Source organism: Alkaliflexus imshenetskii DSM 15055, assembly GCF_000517065.1.
Taxonomy (GTDB): Bacteria; Bacteroidota; Bacteroidia; order Bacteroidales; family Marinilabiliaceae; genus Alkaliflexus; species Alkaliflexus imshenetskii.
On record NZ_KI912105.1, the window covers coordinates 1,993,285 to 2,013,413 of the forward strand.

At 45.0% G+C, this 20,129-nt stretch carries 17 protein-coding genes; 8 read left to right on the top strand and 9 right to left on the bottom strand.

Features of this window, described 5'->3' with window-relative positions; translation table 11 throughout:
- The first annotated feature begins 349 nt into the window (after window positions 1–349).
- The 5 genes from carB to frr all read left to right on the top strand — a co-directional run bounded on the left by carB (window position 350) and on the right by frr (window position 7,280).
- On the top strand, window positions 350–3,553 hold the full coding sequence (gene carB / locus ALKIM_RS0108270; protein ID WP_026474222.1) for a carbamoyl-phosphate synthase large subunit: 3,204 nt from the start codon (window positions 350–352) through the stop codon (window positions 3,551–3,553).
- A 187-nt stretch (window positions 3,554–3,740) separates the two neighbouring features.
- Window positions 3,741–4,466, top strand: coding sequence for a M48 family metallopeptidase (locus ALKIM_RS0108275; protein WP_026474223.1), 726 nt, complete (start codon window positions 3,741–3,743; stop codon window positions 4,464–4,466).
- Between the two features lie 127 nt (window positions 4,467–4,593).
- On the top strand, window positions 4,594–5,163 hold the full coding sequence (gene efp / locus ALKIM_RS0108280; RefSeq protein ID WP_026474224.1) for an elongation factor P: 570 nt from the start codon (window positions 4,594–4,596) through the stop codon (window positions 5,161–5,163).
- Between the two features lie 256 nt (window positions 5,164–5,419).
- On the top strand, window positions 5,420–6,652 hold the full coding sequence (locus ALKIM_RS0108285) for a PP2C family protein-serine/threonine phosphatase (RefSeq protein ID WP_026474225.1): 1,233 nt from the start codon (window positions 5,420–5,422) through the stop codon (window positions 6,650–6,652).
- Window positions 6,653–6,716: 64 nt separating this feature from the next.
- The gene (gene frr / locus ALKIM_RS0108290) at window positions 6,717–7,280 is read left to right on the top strand and encodes a ribosome recycling factor (RefSeq protein ID WP_026474226.1); all 564 of its coding nucleotides are present in this window, start codon (window positions 6,717–6,719) and stop codon (window positions 7,278–7,280) included.
- 58 nt (window positions 7,281–7,338) lie between these two features.
- Here the strand turns inward: frr and ALKIM_RS0108295 are convergent, their stop codons facing one another.
- Both ALKIM_RS0108295 and ALKIM_RS0108300 read right to left on the bottom strand, forming a co-directional pair.
- On the bottom strand, window positions 7,339–8,103 hold the full coding sequence (locus ALKIM_RS0108295; RefSeq protein ID WP_235714398.1) for a sulfite exporter TauE/SafE family protein: 765 nt from the start codon (window positions 8,101–8,103) through the stop codon (window positions 7,339–7,341).
- A gap of 125 nt (window positions 8,104–8,228) precedes the next feature.
- Window positions 8,229–8,474, bottom strand: a complete 246-nt coding sequence (locus ALKIM_RS0108300; protein WP_084555842.1) for a YkgJ family cysteine cluster protein — start codon at window positions 8,472–8,474, stop codon at window positions 8,229–8,231.
- A 323-nt stretch (window positions 8,475–8,797) separates the two neighbouring features.
- Here ALKIM_RS0108300 and larE point away from each other — a divergent pair, with 323 nt between their 5' ends.
- Window positions 8,798–9,601: an ATP-dependent sacrificial sulfur transferase LarE gene (gene larE / locus ALKIM_RS0108305; protein WP_026474229.1), complete on the top strand. Its 804-nt coding sequence runs from the start codon at window positions 8,798–8,800 to the stop codon at window positions 9,599–9,601.
- Window positions 9,602–9,613: 12 nt separating this feature from the next.
- Entirely contained in the window at window positions 9,614–10,312 is a 699-nt protein-coding gene (sfsA, locus tag ALKIM_RS0108310) for a DNA/RNA nuclease SfsA (protein ID WP_026474230.1), read from the top strand.
- 51 nt (window positions 10,313–10,363) lie between these two features.
- On the opposite strand, the gene ALKIM_RS18045 is transcribed toward sfsA, so the two are convergent.
- Together ALKIM_RS18045 and tsaB are read right to left on the bottom strand one after the other, a co-directional pair.
- Window positions 10,364–11,164, bottom strand: a complete 801-nt coding sequence (locus tag ALKIM_RS18045) for a DUF3108 domain-containing protein (RefSeq protein ID WP_052345490.1) — start codon at window positions 11,162–11,164, stop codon at window positions 10,364–10,366.
- Between the two features lie 254 nt (window positions 11,165–11,418).
- Window positions 11,419–12,111 carry a tRNA (adenosine(37)-N6)-threonylcarbamoyltransferase complex dimerization subunit type 1 TsaB gene (gene tsaB / locus ALKIM_RS0108320; protein WP_026474231.1) on the bottom strand — a complete coding sequence of 231 codons (693 nt, stop codon included), beginning with the start codon at window positions 12,109–12,111 and terminating at the stop codon, window positions 11,419–11,421.
- A 295-nt stretch (window positions 12,112–12,406) separates the two neighbouring features.
- On the opposite strand from tsaB, the gene ALKIM_RS0108325 reads away from it, so the two are divergent.
- The gene (locus ALKIM_RS0108325; RefSeq protein WP_157363858.1) at window positions 12,407–13,570 is read left to right on the top strand and encodes a hypothetical protein; all 1,164 of its coding nucleotides are present in this window, start codon (window positions 12,407–12,409) and stop codon (window positions 13,568–13,570) included.
- A 136-nt stretch (window positions 13,571–13,706) separates the two neighbouring features.
- On the opposite strand, the gene ALKIM_RS0108330 is transcribed toward ALKIM_RS0108325, so the two are convergent.
- From ALKIM_RS0108330 to ALKIM_RS0108355, 5 genes are all read right to left on the bottom strand, one after another.
- Window positions 13,707–15,032, bottom strand: a complete 1,326-nt coding sequence (locus tag ALKIM_RS0108330; protein ID WP_026474233.1) for a TolC family protein — start codon at window positions 15,030–15,032, stop codon at window positions 13,707–13,709.
- Window positions 15,033–15,324: 292 nt separating this feature from the next.
- The gene (locus tag ALKIM_RS0108340; protein ID WP_026474235.1) at window positions 15,325–16,407 is read right to left on the bottom strand and encodes an efflux RND transporter periplasmic adaptor subunit; all 1,083 of its coding nucleotides are present in this window, start codon (window positions 16,405–16,407) and stop codon (window positions 15,325–15,327) included.
- A gap of 62 nt (window positions 16,408–16,469) precedes the next feature.
- A complete protein-coding gene (locus tag ALKIM_RS0108345; RefSeq protein WP_026474236.1) occupies window positions 16,470–17,747 on the bottom strand; it encodes an ABC transporter permease in 1,278 nt (425 codons plus the stop codon).
- A gap of 99 nt (window positions 17,748–17,846) precedes the next feature.
- Window positions 17,847–19,094, bottom strand: coding sequence for an ABC transporter permease (locus ALKIM_RS0108350; RefSeq protein ID WP_026474237.1), 1,248 nt, complete (start codon window positions 19,092–19,094; stop codon window positions 17,847–17,849).
- A gap of 69 nt (window positions 19,095–19,163) precedes the next feature.
- The gene (locus tag ALKIM_RS0108355) at window positions 19,164–19,883 is read right to left on the bottom strand and encodes an ABC transporter ATP-binding protein (protein WP_044117829.1); all 720 of its coding nucleotides are present in this window, start codon (window positions 19,881–19,883) and stop codon (window positions 19,164–19,166) included.
- Window positions 19,884–20,129 lie beyond the last annotated feature (246 nt).

The following is a 20,129-nucleotide window of genomic DNA, read 5'->3' on the forward strand; positions in this document are numbered from 1 at the left end:
ATTATTAAAGCAAATGCTGGCAGTCTAATCACTTCATTTACCAGAGCCCTTCCGCTCCACAATTCACATCATACTGCCTTAACTCCCACAAAACACCCACCCATCAATAAGTAAAGTGCTTTCATCCAAATCTAACCCTCTATTTGTTATTACCCTAACCATTTTTTTAGTAATATTGCATCCGTTTTGGGGTAAACAAAACTGAATCATAACCAGGGAAAATCGCGATGAAAATCTTAAAATCCTCTCTTTGCCGGATTTTTTTCTATACACAGCACATCCATCTTTCCTTCCGTTACAGTATCCCGCATTTCAACAATCTTTTCAAATAACAAACCACCTTAGTAAAATGCCAAAACGGAACGACATCCACAAAATTCTCATCATCGGATCGGGCCCCATTGTGATTGGGCAGGCGTGTGAGTTCGACTACTCAGGCACCCAGGCCTGTAAAGCGCTGCGTGCGCTGGGCTACGAAATTGTGCTGGTGAACAGCAACCCGGCCACCATCATGACCGACCCCGAGATGGCTGATTTCACCTACATTGAGCCGCTCAATGAGTACGCGCTCACCGAAATCATCAAAAAAGAACGTCCCGATGCCCTGCTGCCCAACCTGGGTGGACAAACAGCGCTAAACCTCTCGCTCGACCTGGCCAACAAAGGCATTCTCGAAAAATACAACGTTAAGGTCATCGGTGTGAACCTCAAAGCCATCGAAAAAGGCGAAGACCGCATCGAATTCAAAAAATCGATGAATGAACTGGGCATTGAAATGGCACGCAGCGAAGCTGTGGTTACCGTTGAAGATGCCGAGCGTGTAGCCGATGAGCTTGGCTATCCGGTGGTGATACGCCCTGCCTATACCATGGGTGGCACAGGTGGCGGTCTCGTTTACAACGTGGAAGAACTTCGGACCATTGCTGCACGAGGTATTGCTGCCAGTATGATTAATCAAATCCTGATTGAGGAGTCGGTGCTTGGATGGGAAGAGCTGGAACTCGAAATTGTGCGCGACCAAAGCGGAAAAATGATAACCGTTTGCTTCATCGAGAATGTGGATGCCGTGGGCGTTCATACCGGTGACTCATTCTGTACAGCGCCAATGCTCACCATCTCAAAGGAAACGCAGCTGCGCCTTCAGGATTTCGCCTACCGCATCGTAGAGAGCGTGGGCGTGATTGGCGGAACCAACGTGCAGTTTGCGCACGACCCCAAAACCGGCCGTGTGGTGGTTATCGAAATCAACCCACGCACCTCACGCTCCTCGGCTTTGGCATCAAAAGCTACCGGCTTCCCCATTGCCCTGATATCGGCGATGCTGGCCTGCGGACTTACGCTCGATGAGCTGCCCTACTGGAAAGAAGGCACCCTTGATAAATATGAGCCGTGGGGCGATTATGTGGTGGTGAAATTTGCCAAATGGGCATTCGAGAAATTCGAAGGATTGAATGACAAGCTAGGCACCCAGATGCACGCCGTGGGCGAAGTAATGAGCATCGGAAAAAACTATAAGGAAGCATTTCAAAAAGCCATTCGCTCGCTGGAGACCGGTCGTTATGGGCTTGGTTTTGCCAAGAACTTTAATGAGTTGCCACTCGACGCACTAATGATGTTACTTAATCACGCATCAAGTGAGCGCCAGTTCATCATGTACGAAGCGTTGCGCAAAGGTGCCACAGTGGAGCAACTGCACGAAAAAACAGCCATCAAAGCCTGGTTCATCGAGCAGATGAAAGAAATGGTAGAACTGGAGGAGCAACTGCTCACCTACAAAGGAAGTCAACTGCCTGACGCACTGTTCCTACAAGCCAAAAAAGATGGCTTTGCCGATAAATATCTGGCCAAATTACTTGCCATCCCCGAAAAGGAGATTAGAGAGCGCCGCCTTTCACTCGGACTTGAAGAGGCGTGGGAGCCTGTACCGGTTAGCGGCGTGAACGATGCAGCCTACTACTACTCCACCTACAACGCACCCAACCAGGTGAAGGTGGATGACAAAAAGAAAATCATGGTGTTGGGTGGTGGTCCCAACCGCATTGGACAAGGCATCGAGTTCGATTACTGTTGCGTACATGCGGCCTTCGCCATTCGCGATGCCGGTTTTGAGTCCATCATGGTGAACTGTAACCCCGAAACCGTATCTACCGATTACGATACATCAGGCAAACTTTACTTTGAGCCGCTCACAGTAGAAGATGTGCTGAGCATCTACAATAAAGAAAAGCCCGATGGTGTAATTTGCCAGTTTGGCGGTCAGACACCGCTCAACGTGGCCAGCGAGCTGCAAGCCAACGGCGTAAAAATCATCGGCACCACGCCGGAGACCATCGACCTGGCCGAAGACCGCGACCAGTTTCGCAAAATCATGGAGAAGCTCAACATCCCGCAACCACCATCGGGCATGGCCAGCACCGAAGAAGAAGCCATCGCGATTGCTTCACGCATCGGATATCCGCTGATGGTACGCCCATCTTACGTTTTGGGTGGAAGAGGTATGAAAATTGTGTTGGATGAGGCCATGCTGCGTCAGTACGTGAAAGCGGCTGCCGCCGAAGTGTCGCCCGACAGGCCACTGCTCATCGACAAGTTCCTTGAGGATGCCATAGAAGCAGAAGCAGACGCCATTGCTGACGGAACAGATGCGTTTGTACCCGCTGTGATGCAGCACATCGAATATGCAGGCATCCACTCGGGCGACTCGGCCTGCGTGATTCCGCCCGTGGTGATTACCGATGACCAGATTGCGACCATCGAAGATTATACCCGTCGCATCGCCATCGAAATGAAAGTGATTGGTCTGATGAATATCCAGTATGCCATCTACAACGGTGAGGTGTACATCCTGGAGGCCAACCCCAGAGCATCGCGGACGGTTCCTTTGGTATCAAAAATCTGTAACATCCCCATGGCAAAAATTGCCACGCAAATCATGCTTGGCAAAAAGCTGTCGGACTTTAACCTGAAGAAACCTGTGTTCTCGCACTTTGGTGTGAAAGAAGCGGTATTCCCCTTTAACATGTTCCCCGATGTGGATCCCGTGTTGGGGCCAGAAATGCGCTCCACCGGCGAAGTGCTGGGTATGGCCGACAGTTTTGGCCTGGCCTTCTTCAAATCACAAGAAGCCACCAAGTTGAAGCTGCCCACCGAAGGCAACGTACTCATTACCATTGCCGACCGCGACAAAGATAAAATAGTGGACGTAGCCAGGGATTTTGTGAAGATGGGCTTCGGCATTGTAGCCACCAAAGGCACCAAAGCATTCCTTGCCGGGCATGGCGTTGAGGCTCAGGAAGTGTTAAAAGTTCACGAGGGGCGTCCCAACATTGTGGACATGCTCAAAAATGGCGACATCAACCTGGTGATTAACACCCCCGCCGGTAAGCAGAGTGAGTTTGATGACTCCTACATTCGTAAGAGCGCCATCAAACACAATGTGCTTTACATCACCACTACCGCAGCAGCCAAAGCAGCAACTGCGGGTATCAAGGAGCGCCACAATGGCAATTATCAGGTAAAATCTCTTCAAGAATATCATAAAGGGATTAGCTAATAAATTGATACCCCCAAACAAAACAAAAAGCCTCCAATCAGGGGCTTTTTGTTTTTTTATATCGATGAATAACACTCCCACCACGTCATTAACAATGCTTTTCAATCATAAATCAACACTTCATCGCCCTCATCTACACTTTTTTCTTTCTGAATAAAAACTAATTTTGCCATAAAGGAATTTAACTGTGAACGAACCAATAGTAGTCGCCATTGAAGGTGTGGGAGATGTGATGTTTCGCCCTGACAAGCGAAGCAAGCGCCTATCCATTCGACTCAAACCTTTTGAGGGCGTACAGGTGATATATCCTCCTGGCTTTCCGGTAAAATCGGCCTTTGATTTTGTGAATGAAAAAAAAGAGTGGATAAAAAAAGCCCGGATAAAAATGGAAGCGCGCGAAAGCGATTTAACCCTCTTTGACGAAACCACCCAGTTTAAATCACGCTCCTTTACGCTAAAGATACAAAAAGCGCCACGAAACGATGTGCGACTGCATCTGGCCAATGGTTATCTAAACGTTTACTATCCACAACATTTGAATGTGGCCGAGACCCCAATACAGGAAGCCATACGTTATGGCATTGAAGAGGCTCTGCGGCGCGAAGCCAAACGCTACCTGCCAACAAGGCTGCACCAGCTGGCCATTCAAAATGGCTTGCGATACAAACAATTGTTTGTGAAGAACCTCAAAAGCCGTTGGGGAAGCTGCTCAGGCGTTGACAATATAAACCTGAACCTGCACCTCATGCGCCTGCCCGACCATTTGATTGATTATGTGTTGCTACACGAACTGGCTCATACCGTAGAGAAAAACCACGGCCCTCGTTTCTGGGCACTGTTGAACCGAATGACAGGCGGACAAGCCAAACTTCTGGCTGAGGAGATGAAACAGCACCGCACCAAGATATACTAATTGCATTAAGCAATAATTCAATTATTGCAACCATTATCCATCACAATAAGGCATATTTCAATGTTTTGCACTATTTTTGCACCGAAAATATCATTGTTCAATTTCTATATTTTGACAAAACATTAATATGGCAACTACAGCAGATTTTAGAAACGGGATGTGCATCGAGTATAACGGACAGCTGTGCACCATCGTTCAGTTTCAACACGTAAAACCGGGAAAAGGTCCGGCATTTGTAAGAACCAAACTAAAGAACATATCAACCGGTCGTGTGCTGGAAAACACTTTCTCCGCAGGTGTAAAAGTAACCGAAGCACGCGTGGAGCATCGTCCGCATCAGTTCCTGTACAAGGATGAAATGGGCTATCATTTAATGAATTGTGAAACATTTGAGCAGATGGCTGTGGACGAAAATCTGGTTGAGAGTCCCGATTTGCTTCGCGAAGGCCAGGAGGTGGATATGGTTTACCACGTAGATTCTGAAACACCGCTGATGGTTAACCTGCCGCAATTCATCATATATGAAATAACATATACCGAACCCGGCGTTAGAGGTGATACATCTTCTACCTCATCATTGAAATCTGCCACCATTGACACCGGCGCCACCATAATGGTTCCACTCTTTATTGAGCAAGGTGAAAGAATTAAAGTGGACACAAAAGAGCGTACTTACGTTGAGAGGGCAAAAGAATAATTTACTGGAAAATAACTTCAGAATGGAGTGCGGTGTTTCCGCCACCCACACACCGTCGTTATCCATCTCAATTTCATGCAAATACACACCTTTGCATCACAACTTTAACAAGGATGAACTGGTATAACCGGCTCATCCTTTTTTCTTTTTCTGTCAAAAGTTATGAACATTCAGCCATCATTCTAATAAAACACTATTTGACTACATCATTTTTTTTGTAAATTTAGTCGGTAGCTGAATGGGCAATTTCACGAAGATGATTACACAGACCAAGAAAAAACGCATCAAACTCTATAAAGACCGGCTCAACATTCTGCTGGATTTGGCGCAAACCATCAATGAAGATCACAGCATTGATGATTTGTTGTCGGAGTTTGAAATACTCCTGCGCGAAGAGCTCGACGTAGGTAAAGTATTGGTCTATACCTGCTCAGATGGCATTTGGCGAAACCTGCTCATATCAGGAGTTACTCCCGAAGAGGTTGCAAAAATTGATGTAGAACGAGATTTACTTGTTTACAGTGGCATCGAAAACATCACCCTATCCCCGCCCGAGAATTTGGTGGGGTTTGATGCCATCATACCATTGTTTCATCGGTTTAAAGCCATCGGATACGTTCTGATTGGCGACGTGGACGAAGAGCATCAAGGCATAAGTCCGACCATCAAACACCTGAAATTAATCCAGATTATATCAAACCTCATCATTGTTTTTATCGAAAACAAACGGATGCAGGATGCCCTTCTGGAGCAACAGGCAATGAAAAAAGAGTTGGAACTAGCCTCACGCATTCAGAACCAACTCATTCCCGGCCCCGATGCGCTGCCCAAACACCGGCGGCTTTCCATCCACACAATCTATTTGCCACACCAGGGCGTTGGTGGCGATTACTACGACTTCGTGAAACTATCGCGCAATACCATTGGATTCTGCGTGGCCGATGTATCTGGGAAAGGTATTGCTGCTGCCTTGCTGATGTCCAACTTTCAGGCTGTGTTGCGCTCGGCATTTACATCGCGTGTGAGTTTACGAAAACTGGTTCACCAACTAAACCGGCGGGTGAATGAAAGTGCCAACAACGAGAAATTCATCACCATGTTTATCGGGAAATACAACATCTCATCCCGAAAACTCACTTACGTGAACGCCGGGCATTTGCCCCCTTTCCTCTTTGAGCCTAAAAAAGGACATCTTATTTCGCTCGATAAGGGTTGCATAGGCCTAGGGATGCTGGATGTGATTCCGGTTATTGAGGTAGGTCGAATATCCATTTCGAAAAACTCCAAATTTCTGGCATTTACCGATGGCTTGGTGGAGCTGGAGCGTGGCAATAAAATCACCTCCGGACTGATGTCGGTAGAAAAAATCATCTCCAACGCCAATCCCATCGAAAAAAACATTGAAGAGATTAAAGCCTTCATAAACAAACACATCGACCGCCGTGCCATTTTCGATGACATTTCTCTCATCGGGATGAGTTTTTTCTAATGGTACCCAATCTGATTTTTTCTATTTTTGTGGCGGTTTAATCATTTCAACAGAACATTCTATCATGGAAGAAGATGTAAAAATAGTACTGGAAGATGCCGCTGAAAAGATGGGCAAAGCAGTAAACCACCTGGATCAGGAAATTGGGAAAGTAAGAGCTGGAAAAGCCAATCCCAAGATGCTGGAATCGGTCATGGTTGATTATTATGGCACAATGACGCCGATTACGCAGGTTGCCAGTATCAACACGCCGGATCCGCGCACCATCGCAATTCAGCCATGGGAAAAAAACCTCATCCCCATTATTGAAAAAGCCATTATGGCTGCAAACCTGGGCATGAATCCCGATAACAACGGCGACATAATCCGTATCAATGTGCCGCCTCTTACCGAGGAACGACGTAAAGACCTGGTAAAGCAAGTGCGAAAAATGGGTGAAGATACCCGAATCGTGATACGAAATATTAGAAGGGATACCAACGAAGAGTTTAAAAAGCTGAAAAAAGATGGTCTGCCGGAGGATATGGAAAAAGATGGCCAGGATCAGGTTCAGAAACTAACGGATAAATACACCAAGCTGGTAGATGAACTGCTGGAGAAGAAAGAGAAAGAGATTCTGACAGTTTGATTTACATTGTGATAACGTTTTAAGAGCTGCCCTATTACCGGCAGCTCTTTTTTATTGGCTACCGTATGAGCAATAGCACCGCCGACAACGCAATGACCACCACCACAAAATAACGGAAGCCCATTTCAGGTATGTAACTCACTATTTTTCGGCCTGTCATGGCGCCAAAAAACACTGCCGGAATCATCACAAAATTCATTTGAAGCGTTTGAAGAGTGATAGATTCCCATATAAAAAAGTGAAGCGGCACCTTAATAAGATTGAGTACCAGAAAAAAAATGGCACCCGTACCCAAAAAGCTGTTCTTGGGCAAACGCATTGAAAGAAGGTAAAGATCGAAAATTGGACCCGCCGCGTTGCCAATCATTGTAGCAAAACCTCCTGAGAAACCAGTAAAACCAGAGAGAAAACCCGACTTGGAAAAATCGGGCTTTCGGCCACTCAAGTCAAAAACAATCACCAAAAGCAAGCAGGCCAGAACTGCAATGGCCATTATATTGCGGAACAGCGCATCGCTGATGAGTTTGCCAACTAAAACCGCTAAAAGGATGCCCGCCAACGACCAGGGTAACAGCCTGCGCACATGACTCCATTTGGTACTTTTACGGTAGTAGCGCAAAGCAAAAAAATCGCCAAACACCAAAAAAGGCAATAAAATACCAGCCGAAGCCATCCCACCATACAAGTAAGCCAGTATGGGAATGGAAACCATCCCAATGCCCTTAAGTCCACTTTTTGACAACCCATTGATAAAGGCACAACCCAACGTGGCAAACCAAACACCCCAACCCACATTCAAAGGGTTCAATATCTGTTCAAGCATCAATTATTCTGGTTAGCTTATTAGTGATAATTATGGGCTATCAAAGAAGACTCTGAATCTTCAACAATAGCACATCATGTTATGCTGCACGAATCACTGCTTCATGCATCTGGCATATTAAGAGTTTAGTTGCCTTCGAGCTCGGCAAGAATGGCAAAAGCCTCCTCTGTAGAGTTGCCGCAGATAAGCGGTTCGGCCTTAAACCCGTCGCACACCCTTGGGCGATCGGGTGAATTAAAGATGGCGCACCGAATGTCATCGGTCAGATGAATGCACCGTACACCGGCAGGTTTGCCATTTGGCATCCCAGGTATGGGCGACGAGATGGAGATAACGATACAGCAAGCCCCACATTTTTCCCTACACTTCATGGAAAGTAAAATTTTGGTGCAAAAATAAGTAAAGCCTTGCCGATAACAAAGCGTTAACATGTCAATAACCACTTTAAAATCAGAAGCGACAACCTTTCTACCTGATTGCTGGTTAAAGATGTAGAGGAAATATTGCTAACTTAGCCGTAATGATTGATGTAAGACAGCCGTCTGTTATAACCATGACAAAGATGGTAAATTGCGAAAACAGATGACGCGCATCATGTCGGCCAAAGCAGTATAATATAGTCGAAAAGGGTGCTTTTTACATCTACTATTACCCTTTAAATGAGGCTTTAAGTTTTAGCAGATAAAGCATTACTATGAACAAACATTTTGATTTACTCAAGGAGTGGTTCTCGAAACAAAAAGGCACCTTAACAGCTCTCTCGGGAGGTGTAGATTCATGTCTGGTTGCCTGGGCTGCCCGACAATCACTTCCAAAGGAGCGGGCCATCGCCATTATTGGAGACTCCCCGAGCCTTAAACGCCGTGATTTGCAAACTGCCATCGCATTTTGTGAGGAGAATGACATCCAGTATGCCATCATCCACCCCGGTGAGATAAACGACCCCAATTACCGTCAAAACCCCGAAGACCGTTGTTTCTGGTGCAAAAGCTCACTTTACACTGAAATGGGCGAGTATCGTAATCAACATTACCCTGATTTCATCCTTCTTAACGGAAACAATAAAAGTGATTTTGGAGACTACCGCCCGGGACTTAAAGCAGCAGAAAAATACCATTCATACAGTCCTCTGGCTGAGTGTGGCATGACCAAGGAGGATATTCGCGCCTTAGCCAAAGCAGCCGGGCTTAAAGTTTGGGACAAACCAGCCAGTCCGTGCCTTAGCAGCCGCTTTCCTTACGGTGAACTCATCACAGTTGAAAAACTATCACTGGTAGAAAAAGCAGAGGAAATTGTTTCGTCATACGGTTTTATTGATGCCAGAGTGCGCTATTTTGGCGAAAAAGCCAGAATTGAAGTGCCTCAGTATCAAGTGTCACTACTCAAAACCAAGATGCCTGAAATAAGTCGCCAGTTTGAATCCATTGGTTTCAAAAGCACAGAAGCCGATGAGGAAGGCCTCGTTTCGGGGAAGTTGAACCGCGCCATAGGTAAATAAGGAAAATTAGATATGAAGTTTGACACCCCATTGGTGCGCGGGCGCCTCATCAAACGATATAAACGTTTTTTGGCTGATGTAGTTCTGGACACTGGCGAAACAGTTACGGCACACTGCACCAATAGCGGCAGCATGAAGAGTTGTCTGGAAGATGGTGCAGAAGTATTCCTTACGCCTGTAAACGATCCAAAACGCAAAACACGTTTCACGTGGGAAATGATACGCATCAACGGCAACTGGGTAGGAATTAACACCTCCAACCCCAACAAACTGGTATTTGAAGCCATTCGGAACAAGGAAATACCAGGTCTTGACAACTACACCAGAGTCACCCGCGAAGTGAAATTTGATGAGAGTCGCCTTGATATTCTTGCGGAGAACGATTATGAGCAATGCGCCATCGAAGTAAAAAATGTAACGCTAAAGGATGGTGATTTTGCCACATTCCCCGATGCCCGAACCGAACGTGGGCTAAAGCATTTGCACACGCTCATCCGGCTGAAAAAAGAGGGCTACAGAGCTGTAATGGTGTATGTGATTCAACGTATGGATGTGACAACCTTTGCCCCCGCTGCCGACATTGATCCGCAATATGCTACCGCCCTCAAACAAGCAGCTGAAAATGGTGTTGAGATATTTCCGGTTCAGGCCCGGGTTACGCCTGAAGAGATTAAAATTGAGCGGGTGCTTAGCTATGTTTTTATTCGATGAGAATAATCGAATAAATCGTAACAATTGGTTAAAAAAAGATTATTACGACACTCACTTAGGCACTAAGCTCGAAAAAGGATTTCGCAGGCCACGGAACTCTTCTAGGTCACAGGTGAAAGAGCCCACCACCAGATTAAACCGGATTCGTATGGGAATGCGATTGGCATCACGGGTAATCCATACGTGCATGTCGTCTTCGGTTTTAAAGGCGCGCCCAACCTCGGTAACCGGTGAAAACTTATAACACTCCAAACGACCAAACTTGGTGTTTATGGTTTCAATGCCACGGTAACGTATTCGTAATGGAAACTCCTCATCCGAAAAGTAGGTCATTATCTCAATCACCTCACCCTCCTTCATATTGTCGTTGAAGTATTTTTTGCGTGCCAGATAAAACGCTGCAACAATATCGTATATATCTGCCTTAACATATTTTTGCCCTGAACGCTGGCTGTTGATAAATGTAGAATCGGGGCCATGGTTAAAAAGAACCTCGTTGTAATAGCGGTAGCGCCCCTCTGAAATGTTTCGGATAGATTTTACCGGATAATCGGTCTTTGGATCCACAAAACTTTCGTACACGTTTCTGATTTTAAAGACCCTATCGGCCAGTCCAACAGTGTGTGCTGAACCTACAAGATGATGAAGCTTTTTGCCATTGAGGACAGTGTCCCTTACGGATAACACCCCACGACCGCCGGTAATAAAACCATAATTCATCACATAATGCAACTCCTCACCAGGACCGTAAGCCATACGCGACACCGGTTTGGTTGATTGAGCTGTTATAACAGGGATAAAAGCCATAACAACAGCCAGGGCAAAACCATATTGTTTGAACACTCGCTTCATAATTCAGATTTTAGTGGGTATTAAGCCAAAACAGCTTCATCACTCAACTACGCAGGATTGGCCCTATTCCCAAACCAAACAGATAACATTTATAGAGCCTAAACTGTTTAATCGATTCTCTTTTGAATCACCGGTAGTAGTTGTTATAAATCGTTATACAAATTATGCGCCTTTCTTGTTTCAAAGATGCAACAAAAGGATTCGACAATGCCCCTTGCCCCTATTTTTCAGATAGTTACGACATCATAAAACAATTAAATAATTTTATTTTTGGGGGTGGTAGCAACAAATTCTTTAAGATAGAATGGCTCGAAGTAGGCCACGTTTTCAAACTTAGCTTCGAGGAAATATTTAAAGGCTATTTTATCCATCTGCGATGCAAGTGGTACAATGTTGTCGATATAAACAATATTGCTATGGCGCATTGTCTCCATGCATTTACCTGCCCCATTTCCAAAAAATGCAATCTTTTTATCCTCGAGCAAATGCTGATAACTGTGTTCGTCGATTATCTCGGCACAGGTATTTGTAATGGGATTCATATCTGTATCGAAAAGCGCTGTATAAACTTCCATACGACGTGCATCCATCATCGGGCAAAGCAACTCAACCTCCTGCGGGAGCGTCTCCATGTTAACACCCAAGGCCATAACTTCCAATGAGGGAATGGCAATGAGGGGGATTCCCAATGCAAAACATATTCCCTTGGCTACTGAAACACCTATACGCAATCCGGTGTAGGAACCCGGCCCGCCACTCACTGCTACAGCATTTAACTGAGACATTGCATATCCTGAAGTCTCCATCAGGCGTTGAATGAGAACCGTGAGTAGCGTACTATGAGAGTTGGGCGAATCTTCGCGCATTGACGCTATTGTAGCACCATCCTTTGATAAAGCAACGGAGCAGACACTTGTTGATGTTTCGATACAAAGAATTAGCGACATGAAAATCGGAATTGATGTGCGACAAAATTAAAATTTATAAAGTGATATATCAACCTCATTACTCCTGATACGCCTATACAAAAAACAACTGAGAGACTTTATCTCACAGAAGTCAGATTTTCTTATCAAAAGAGTTTAAAACCTGACGGTATCTTCAACAATTTTCACTTTATTCGCGATATCATAAACAACCAAAACCGCAATAGTTATGAACCTAACCTTTAACCAGTTCGCGTTTTTAAACCAATTTAAACCGGACAAACCCGTTCGATTAAATCAGATTCAAATCGGGCTAATGAAGCACCTGTTTCTATTTCTTACCATACTTCTGGTTACGAAAGTAAGCGCTCAGGACTTTGACCATCTGGCGGCAAGGCCACAAATTGAGTGCTCTGACATATCGCTCAACAGTTCCCTCCTATTTGAAGAGCTATTTCTGGCACACAATACCGATTCGGCTGCTCAGTTACTAACTTATTGGCGCTCAAGATGCGGTATGCGCGAACCCATTCATAGAGCCTATATTCTTCTTGCGCTAAAGAACAACCAGTTTCAGGACTCTTTACTTACCGATAACGCCCTTTACTTTGTCTTTAACTACCTTAACCGGCTTGAGATGATGCGCGAACAGAGTTATTTTGCCTATGATAATTACAAGCCATACTTTGGTTTTGTGCCGGTAGGTCAAGAGTTTGACAACTTCACCATTAGAGCAGCAAAGGAGCTAAAGCGAAACTTTGAAGTGGGCACCATTGAATATCTGCTATGTGATTTTTATGGTGGAAATGAAGATGTTTTCGCCAATCTGCAAGCAGAAGAATACAAAGAGTCGGCACTTGCATCCCAGTATCATGAAGTTGTGGCAAAAAACCTTAACTCGCCCGAATTTCACATGGCCTGGATAACCGGTGTATGGATTCCGACCGTCGCCTTGAGCAAGCTCGGTGTGCATCCTGAACTTGGATTTCAGATGGGCTACAAAAAAGAAAAAATGAATTATGACCTGACAATGGCTCTGAAATTTATCAACTCACCAAACGAATTTTATGCCAAAAGACCCAAGTCTGATGCTGGTCCGGAACTCACCGACTACTTTTTTGGCGGATACATAGGTGTTGATGTGGGACGCGACGTTTATGTGAACAGAAAACATGAGATGCAAATTACCGGCGGCATTGCTTTTGATGGATTTACGGTACTCGAGGCCGATGATGACAACAACCTGAAATCGGCATCGGCCAATTCATACAATTTTAATCTGGGGATGGGATACCGCTATTACCTGAATCAATCGTTCTACCTTGGATTAAAGGTGAAATACAATCTGGTTGATTATACCCTGACAGACGTGATTGATTTCTCAGGTTTCCCAATAACCATCCATTTTTTAATTGGGGGTTTTGAAAACAGCGTAAAGCGTAAAAATCTAAGGGAGTTAAAATACAAATGGAGAGAGTAATACCGATTTTTTGAAGACAATATTGTTGCCTCTTCGCAAGAAAACAGTTGCAACGGAATATGTCTGCAAACAAATAAGCCCGGCAAGTTCAGTTGCCGGGCTTATCCATTCTTAACCAGTATTTATGATTGATGTATTACAAAACAAGCGGTCTGCCCTGGTAAAAATCAAGAATCTTTAGCCGCAGAAGGTAGGCGTACTTAGCCTGAATAAAATCAGACTCCGCTTTCATGTATTCTGTTTTTGATACGTTATAATCCACAGAGTTCAGCAACCCAACATTAAAGCGCTGCTCGGTATATCGGAACGACTCTTCGTAGGATGCCACAGCCGACTGCCCGGCCATATACTGCCGGAAAGCCGCTTCGGCATCGGCCACAGCCTGTTGAATCTCTTTACGCAACACCTGCTTTTGGCGATTCAGTTCATGCTGCGCATTCATAACACCAAGCGAGGCATTTTTAATTCCCATACGAGCCTGTAAACCATTAAAAATTGGTATTGTAACATTCACGCCATAGTATCTGAAAGCGTTGTCTCTAAACTTGCGTTCAAAATCGAAATTTGGCTCCTGCTTATATTTTGAGACATTGGTTCCCAATCCGGCCGTTAACGACACACGCGGATAGAGATAACCCTTGGCGATTTTAACATCCATCTCACTGCTTTCGAGTCTAAGCTGTGCCAGGGATATTTGTGGCAGCGTATTCACAGCATAATCGTAAACAGAGCTAACGGCAACCAATTCAGAACCCGAGATTTCGGGAATTTCAGGCGTAACAATATCAAACCCTTCAGCATCTTCCAAATCAAGAGCCTGCGCCAAATCGAGAAGTGAGAGCGTGAGATTGTTTTCAAGTCGCGTTACATTTGAAAGCTCACGGGCAGCAAGAGCCCGCATCTCAAGAAGATTGCCTTCGGGCAGACTACCGGCACGCACAAGTTTCTCAGACCGATCAACCTGCATATTCACCAGCTCGAGCTGATGACGCCCGGCTGCCAGGAGCTCTTTATCAAACAGTATTTGCATATAGAGTGCTGTGATGTTCAGCGCAATGTCATTCTCGGTTTTTTCAACCTCTTTTAAAGCCGCTTCCCAGTCAACCAGCCCCTGTTCAATGCTGTTACGACGGGTAAACCCCTCAAAAACCGGCACAGAGGCAGAAGCACCAAGATTAAAAACCCGGGTGGTAACATCAATAATCTCGTAATTCACATCGTTGCGAACCCGTCCCATATTGGTGGTAAAACTGCTGGAGCCGTTCACGCTGGGATAGAGATTCAATTTTTTCTGCTGATATTGGTTTTCGGAGTATTGTGCATTTAGAGAGCGCTGCTTTATCACGAGATTGTGCTGTCTGGCATGCTCAATGCACTGTTCGAGGCTCCAGACACCGTTGTCACGGGCACTGACTCCGGCAAACAGAAACAACGACAAAACAATGGTTATAATTGATTTCATCTGTCTATAATTTGAATTTTATTTGTTAGATGGAACTCGCCATTTAGTCATTACCATGTACTTAGAAGCATACTATATGGCGCGTTTCATCTGTTATAGTTTGTTTTTAATGGACACATGGGGTAACATGAACCCGGCATGTATCATGACACTTTACATTTTCTGGGTTCCTGACACATTCACCATCAATATTGCAAAAGTGTCAAAGATGAGAAAAAAGGGGTTATCCTTTATCAAGGAAGCAGAGAGAGTTTGTGTAGGATAACCCCTGAAACAGCCAACAAAAAAGGCGCTATATTTTCGGTACTTTCACTTTCTCCTCACTGTTCAAACCATCCACAACTTCTATGTTAATACCATCGGAAAGACCTGTTTTAACCTGCCGTTTCACAAAAGTCTGGGGAGCGGTTTCCACCTCTACAAAGATGGAGTCTCCACTAAACTGAAGCACTTTTTCGGCCACCACAAGCACGCTGTCGCGCCGGTCGAGCACAATGTCAGCATTTGCACTGTATCCGGCTCTGATGAATACATTATCCTGAAGCTTCACAGCGGCACGGATTTCAAACTGAATGGCTCCGCTCTCCTCCACACCCTTGGGCGAGATATACTCAAGGTATGCATCAAAAGATTCCGACTCAAGCGCACCAATGGTAAGCAGCAGGTGCATGCCTTCCTTTATTTTGCCCACTTCGGTTTCATCCACCTTACCTTCAAAAATCATCTCGTTCATATCGGCCACTATGGCAATGGTTGTTCCATCGTTAAAAGCGTTGCTTCTGATTACTGAGTTGCCTTCCTTAACCGGTACATCTAAAACCATTCCTTCAATTGTTGAACGAATAAGTGTGTTGGTTTGAGCACCCATTTTTTTGGTTACCCCTTCCTGAATCAGCTGCAAGTGGTTTTCGGCAGCACTCAGGTCTTCGCCTCTGGTTTTAAAGCGCAACTCTTCGGCTTCAAACTCCGAGCGTGCAATCACACGTTGCTCAAAAAGCTCTTTTTTCCTTTCGAATTCGGTACGCGCGTTCTCAAATTCAAGACGCGCTTTATTCAGCCTGTTTTCAGCAGCATTCACCTCAATCATCTCAGGAATAATCTGGATGCGGGCAATCAAATCACCTTGTTTCACACGATCACCCGGATTCACGAAAATATCGCGGATTATACCGGACTCCTGAGGCTTTATAGCAATTTCACGACGTGGCACCACACTGCCGGTAGCCACTGTCTTTTTAACAATTGTGGTAGTGAATGGTGATTCCACATCATACACTATTGGGTCGGCTTTTGATTGTTTGTAGAGATATACAAATACCCATAACACCAATGCGGCAAAAACCAGAAGTCCGAAGATTTTGAGAATACGTTTCATTTTATTTGGGTTTTATAGTTTTTGTTTTTGTTTATTATTTTCTGATAACCATTAAGTTTATATTACTCATGCCGGAGAGCTTCAATCGGTTTGATGCGTACCGCTTTTTGAGCCGGTATAAGACCAGCGATAAGTCCCGTAATCACCAAAATGATGAGAGCTGATATGGCCATGCCGGCACCCACTTCCGGGTTCATGAAAAAGACGTTCTCGTCAGGATTGGCGGCAATGGAGCGCTCAATCAACACATCCACTCCTGACAGAATCAGCGTGCCCAGAGCCAGACCGATAAAACCGGCCAGGGTGGTAAGGAAAACTGACTCTGTAAGAATCTGGCTCACAATAGTCCAGGGCTTGGCTCCAATGGCACGTTGAATTCCAATCTCTTTGGTGCGTTCTCTTACAATAACCAACATGATGTTACTAATACCTACTGCGCCGGCAATCAGCGTTCCTATGCCCACAATCCAAATCAATACATTGATTCCAATAAAGAGATAACTCATGGTTTTCACTTGCTCTTCGATGTTTACATGGCCGATGGCATCCAAATCGTCGGGGGCAATAGAGTGTCGACCTTTGAGGTATGCAGAGACCTTCTCGGCGGTGCTGGCCACACTTTCGCCCTTTCGAGCGGTGAATCCAAAAAAATGAACCTCATTTCCATAGTTGTAGGCTTGCTGCATGGTGGTGAATGGCACAAATACGGATTCACGCTTGTCGGCGCCAAAGTTGATGTTCGGGTTTTTGGAGCGTGATACGCCGATAACCTGAAACCAGACACCAGACACCTTAAGATATTCGCCTACGGGATCTTCGCCGGGGTCAAACATCACTTCATAAACCCTTTCACCAATCACACACACCTTTCGGTTATGCAGGATGTCCATCTGGTTAATAAACCGTCCGTATATCATCTCATTTGGGTCGATAAGGTTATATTCGGGCACTTCGCCAAAAACCCTGAAAGAGCCGCTTCGCAATCCGCGAATCACATTTTCGCCGCTGGAGATGCGCCATCCCTGAAGTTTGGGAGCAATCACCTCCACCTCTGGAATTTCCCGGCGAATGCCTTCAATGTCCTCATTGCGAAAACTCCAATAGCGTCCCTGTCTGAACCCTTTGTATGGTTTTGTGGTGCGATTGGTCCATACAAAAGCGCTATTTGGGGCAAAATCTTTAAACCCACTGGTTACACCATTCACGAGTCCGTTGCCGGCTCCGGTCATGGTAACCAGCATGAAGATGCCCCAGAATACACCAAACGCCGTAAGCACACTTCGCAATTTGTTTTGTTTTATGGCATTGAAAATTTCCTGCCACCTGTCCCTGTCAAACACGATAATAAGAATTAAGAGTTAGTAGTTTCAGAAAGTTCGCCATCCAACATCACACTATCCATTTGGCCGGGCGTCCTAAATTTATTTATGCATCGCATCTTACTCATCGTGCAATGCTTCGATGGGCTTGATGGCCGCAGCCTTACGAGCCGGGATAAAACCAGCCATTAACCCGGCAATTACAAGTACGACCGCGGCCGAGATGGCCACACCAAAATCGGCCGAGGGATTATAAAACACATATCGAATCATCTCATTTCCCTCTGCGATATTAGCCAATACCATTGTAGCGATGTGTAACAGCCCCATGCCCAAAAGTAATCCTACAAAACCAGCCACCGCCGTGATAAAAAGGGATTCGAATAAAACAAGCTGAATAACACTAAATGGCGATGCGCCTATGGCTTTTCGAATGCCAATCTCCTTTGTGCGTTCCTTCACGAGAATTATCATGATGTTGCTCACGCCAACAATTCCGGCAATGATGGTCATGATACCAACAATCCATACAAACAGACGAATACCACCAAACACACCTTGAGCCCGCTGAAAATCTTCCAAAGTATTCCATACATTCAACGCCCTGGTGTCAGACTCGGCAAAACGATGTCGTTTAGCTAGAAAGGATCGTATTTCTGCTTCTATTTGCTTGTTCTCTTCCACACTGGTTGATTCGGTAGTAAGGGCCAGATTGCTGATGCGATTGGCGCCATTGAATACGCCCTGCCCTGTTGTAATTGGCAATATGGCATCCTTTGAATCCTTGTTGGTGGGGTCTTCAAGCACACCAATCACCTGAAAAAATATGCCTCCTACCTTAACATATTTGCCAATTGGGTCTTCATCTTTAAAAAGATTGTCAATAATAGATTTAGACAAAACAATTACTTTGCGGGTTTCATTAATATCGTTGTAGTTGATAAACCGCCCGTTAACAATGTTTAGGAGCCTGATATTCAAAAAATCGGGCATCACACAGGTTACGGTATAATTGCTGTACTCATTTTTATAGGTTATGGCCACATCCTGCCACAAATAGAGACGACCAGTAATGTTACTGATACCTTTCAATTCGCGCTTGAGCAGTTCGTAATCCTCGTTGGTGAACTGAATGCGCCGGCCTTTTTTCAGGCCTTCGAACGTTTCGCCGGTTTGTCCCGGCCAAATTTGTATGGCATTTTTAGCTATGGAACGGAAGTTAAACTCCATGCCATTCTGCAAACCCTTGCCGCTGCCAAGAAGGATAATCAACATGAATATCCCCCATGCCACACTGAAACCTGTCATCACAGCCCTAAGCTTATTTTGTTTCAGAGTGGTCAGTATTTCTTCCAAATAATCAAACATGGGTATTGTTGGTTGGTGGTTAGAGATGAGTTGAGCCTATTGTCGCATTTACGACGCATCATGGCCAAACTAATTCACTTTGACTGATTCCAGCTCAAAAGCATGGTTAACCTCGTTGGACTCGATAAGTCCGTCTCTCAGACGAATAATTCGTTGAGTTCGGGCAGCAATATCGTTTTCGTGGGTTACAATAATGATGGATATGCCGGATTCGTTAACCTCCTTCAATATCTCCATTACTTCGAGAGATGTTTGCGAATCGAGCGCACCGGTAGGTTCATCGGCCAAAATCACTTTTGGGTTTGAAATCAGTGCCCGGGCAATGGCTACCCGCTGTTTTTGTCCGCCAGACAACTCTGATGGCAAGTGGTGAGCCCATTCTCTAAGGCCAAGCCGCTCGAGATAGTCTAATGCAATGAGGTTTCGTTTTTTGCGGTTAACACCCTGATAATAGAGCGGCAACGCCACGTTCTCCATCGCATTTTTAAAAGAGATCAAGTTAAACGACTGAAAGATAAAGCCGATGTAGCGGTTTCGGAAACGGGCAGCTTTGGTCTCATTCATTTTGCCAATATGCTTCTCGTCCAGATAATAGGCACCTTCGTCGTAATTGTCGAGAATGCCTAAAATGTTGAGTAAGGTGGATTTCCCTGAGCCAGATGATCCCATAATACTAACCATTTCGCCTTCGCGGATGTCCATGTCCACTCCTTTAAGCACGTGTAGTGAGTTGCTGCCATTCACATAAGATTTGTGCAGCGATTCTACCCGGATAATGCTTCTACTCATTGTAAGATAATTTTGTGGTTAAGTGTTTTTTTATTCAATCCCAAAACCGGACAAGCCACGAATCAGGAAACCATAATATAGGACGGATATTATATTCCGTTAGTTACAGGCAGTATTTATATTTAGAATACAATTAATTGCGATGATTTTATTACAATCATTAAGCCAAAACGGATATGTGCTTAATTTTCTGCATTATAAGTTTTTTACAAAAGTTCAAAAAAAGATGACAATTGTCTGTTTTTG

Excerpts from the sequence above, each read along its gene's own strand:
- carB (WP_026474222.1), top strand. The coding sequence starts at position 350 with ATGCCAAAACGGAACGACATCCACAAAATTCTCATCATCGGATCGGGC.
- efp (WP_026474224.1), top strand. The coding sequence starts at position 4,594 with ATGGCAACTACAGCAGATTTTAGAAACGGGATGTGCATCGAGTATAAC.
- ALKIM_RS0108285 (WP_026474225.1), top strand. The coding sequence starts at position 5,420 with ATGATTACACAGACCAAGAAAAAACGCATCAAACTCTATAAAGACCGG.
- frr (WP_026474226.1), top strand. The coding sequence starts at position 6,717 with ATGGAAGAAGATGTAAAAATAGTACTGGAAGATGCCGCTGAAAAGATG.
- ALKIM_RS0108295 (WP_235714398.1), bottom strand. The coding sequence starts at position 8,103 with ATGCTTGAACAGATATTGAACCCTTTGAATGTGGGTTGGGGTGTTTGG.
- ALKIM_RS0108300 (WP_084555842.1), bottom strand. The coding sequence starts at position 8,474 with ATGAAGTGTAGGGAAAAATGTGGGGCTTGCTGTATCGTTATCTCCATC.
- larE (WP_026474229.1), top strand. The coding sequence starts at position 8,798 with ATGAACAAACATTTTGATTTACTCAAGGAGTGGTTCTCGAAACAAAAA.
- sfsA (WP_026474230.1), top strand. The coding sequence starts at position 9,614 with ATGAAGTTTGACACCCCATTGGTGCGCGGGCGCCTCATCAAACGATAT.
- ALKIM_RS18045 (WP_052345490.1), bottom strand. The coding sequence starts at position 11,164 with ATGAAGCGAGTGTTCAAACAATATGGTTTTGCCCTGGCTGTTGTTATG.
- tsaB (WP_026474231.1), bottom strand. The coding sequence starts at position 12,111 with ATGTCGCTAATTCTTTGTATCGAAACATCAACAAGTGTCTGCTCCGTT.
- ALKIM_RS0108325 (WP_157363858.1), top strand. The coding sequence starts at position 12,407 with ATGAAGCACCTGTTTCTATTTCTTACCATACTTCTGGTTACGAAAGTA.
- ALKIM_RS0108330 (WP_026474233.1), bottom strand. The coding sequence starts at position 15,032 with ATGAAATCAATTATAACCATTGTTTTGTCGTTGTTTCTGTTTGCCGGA.
- ALKIM_RS0108340 (WP_026474235.1), bottom strand. The coding sequence starts at position 16,407 with ATGAAACGTATTCTCAAAATCTTCGGACTTCTGGTTTTTGCCGCATTG.
- ALKIM_RS0108350 (WP_026474237.1), bottom strand. The coding sequence starts at position 19,094 with ATGTTTGATTATTTGGAAGAAATACTGACCACTCTGAAACAAAATAAG.
- ALKIM_RS0108355 (WP_044117829.1), bottom strand. The coding sequence starts at position 19,883 with ATGAGTAGAAGCATTATCCGGGTAGAATCGCTGCACAAATCTTATGTG.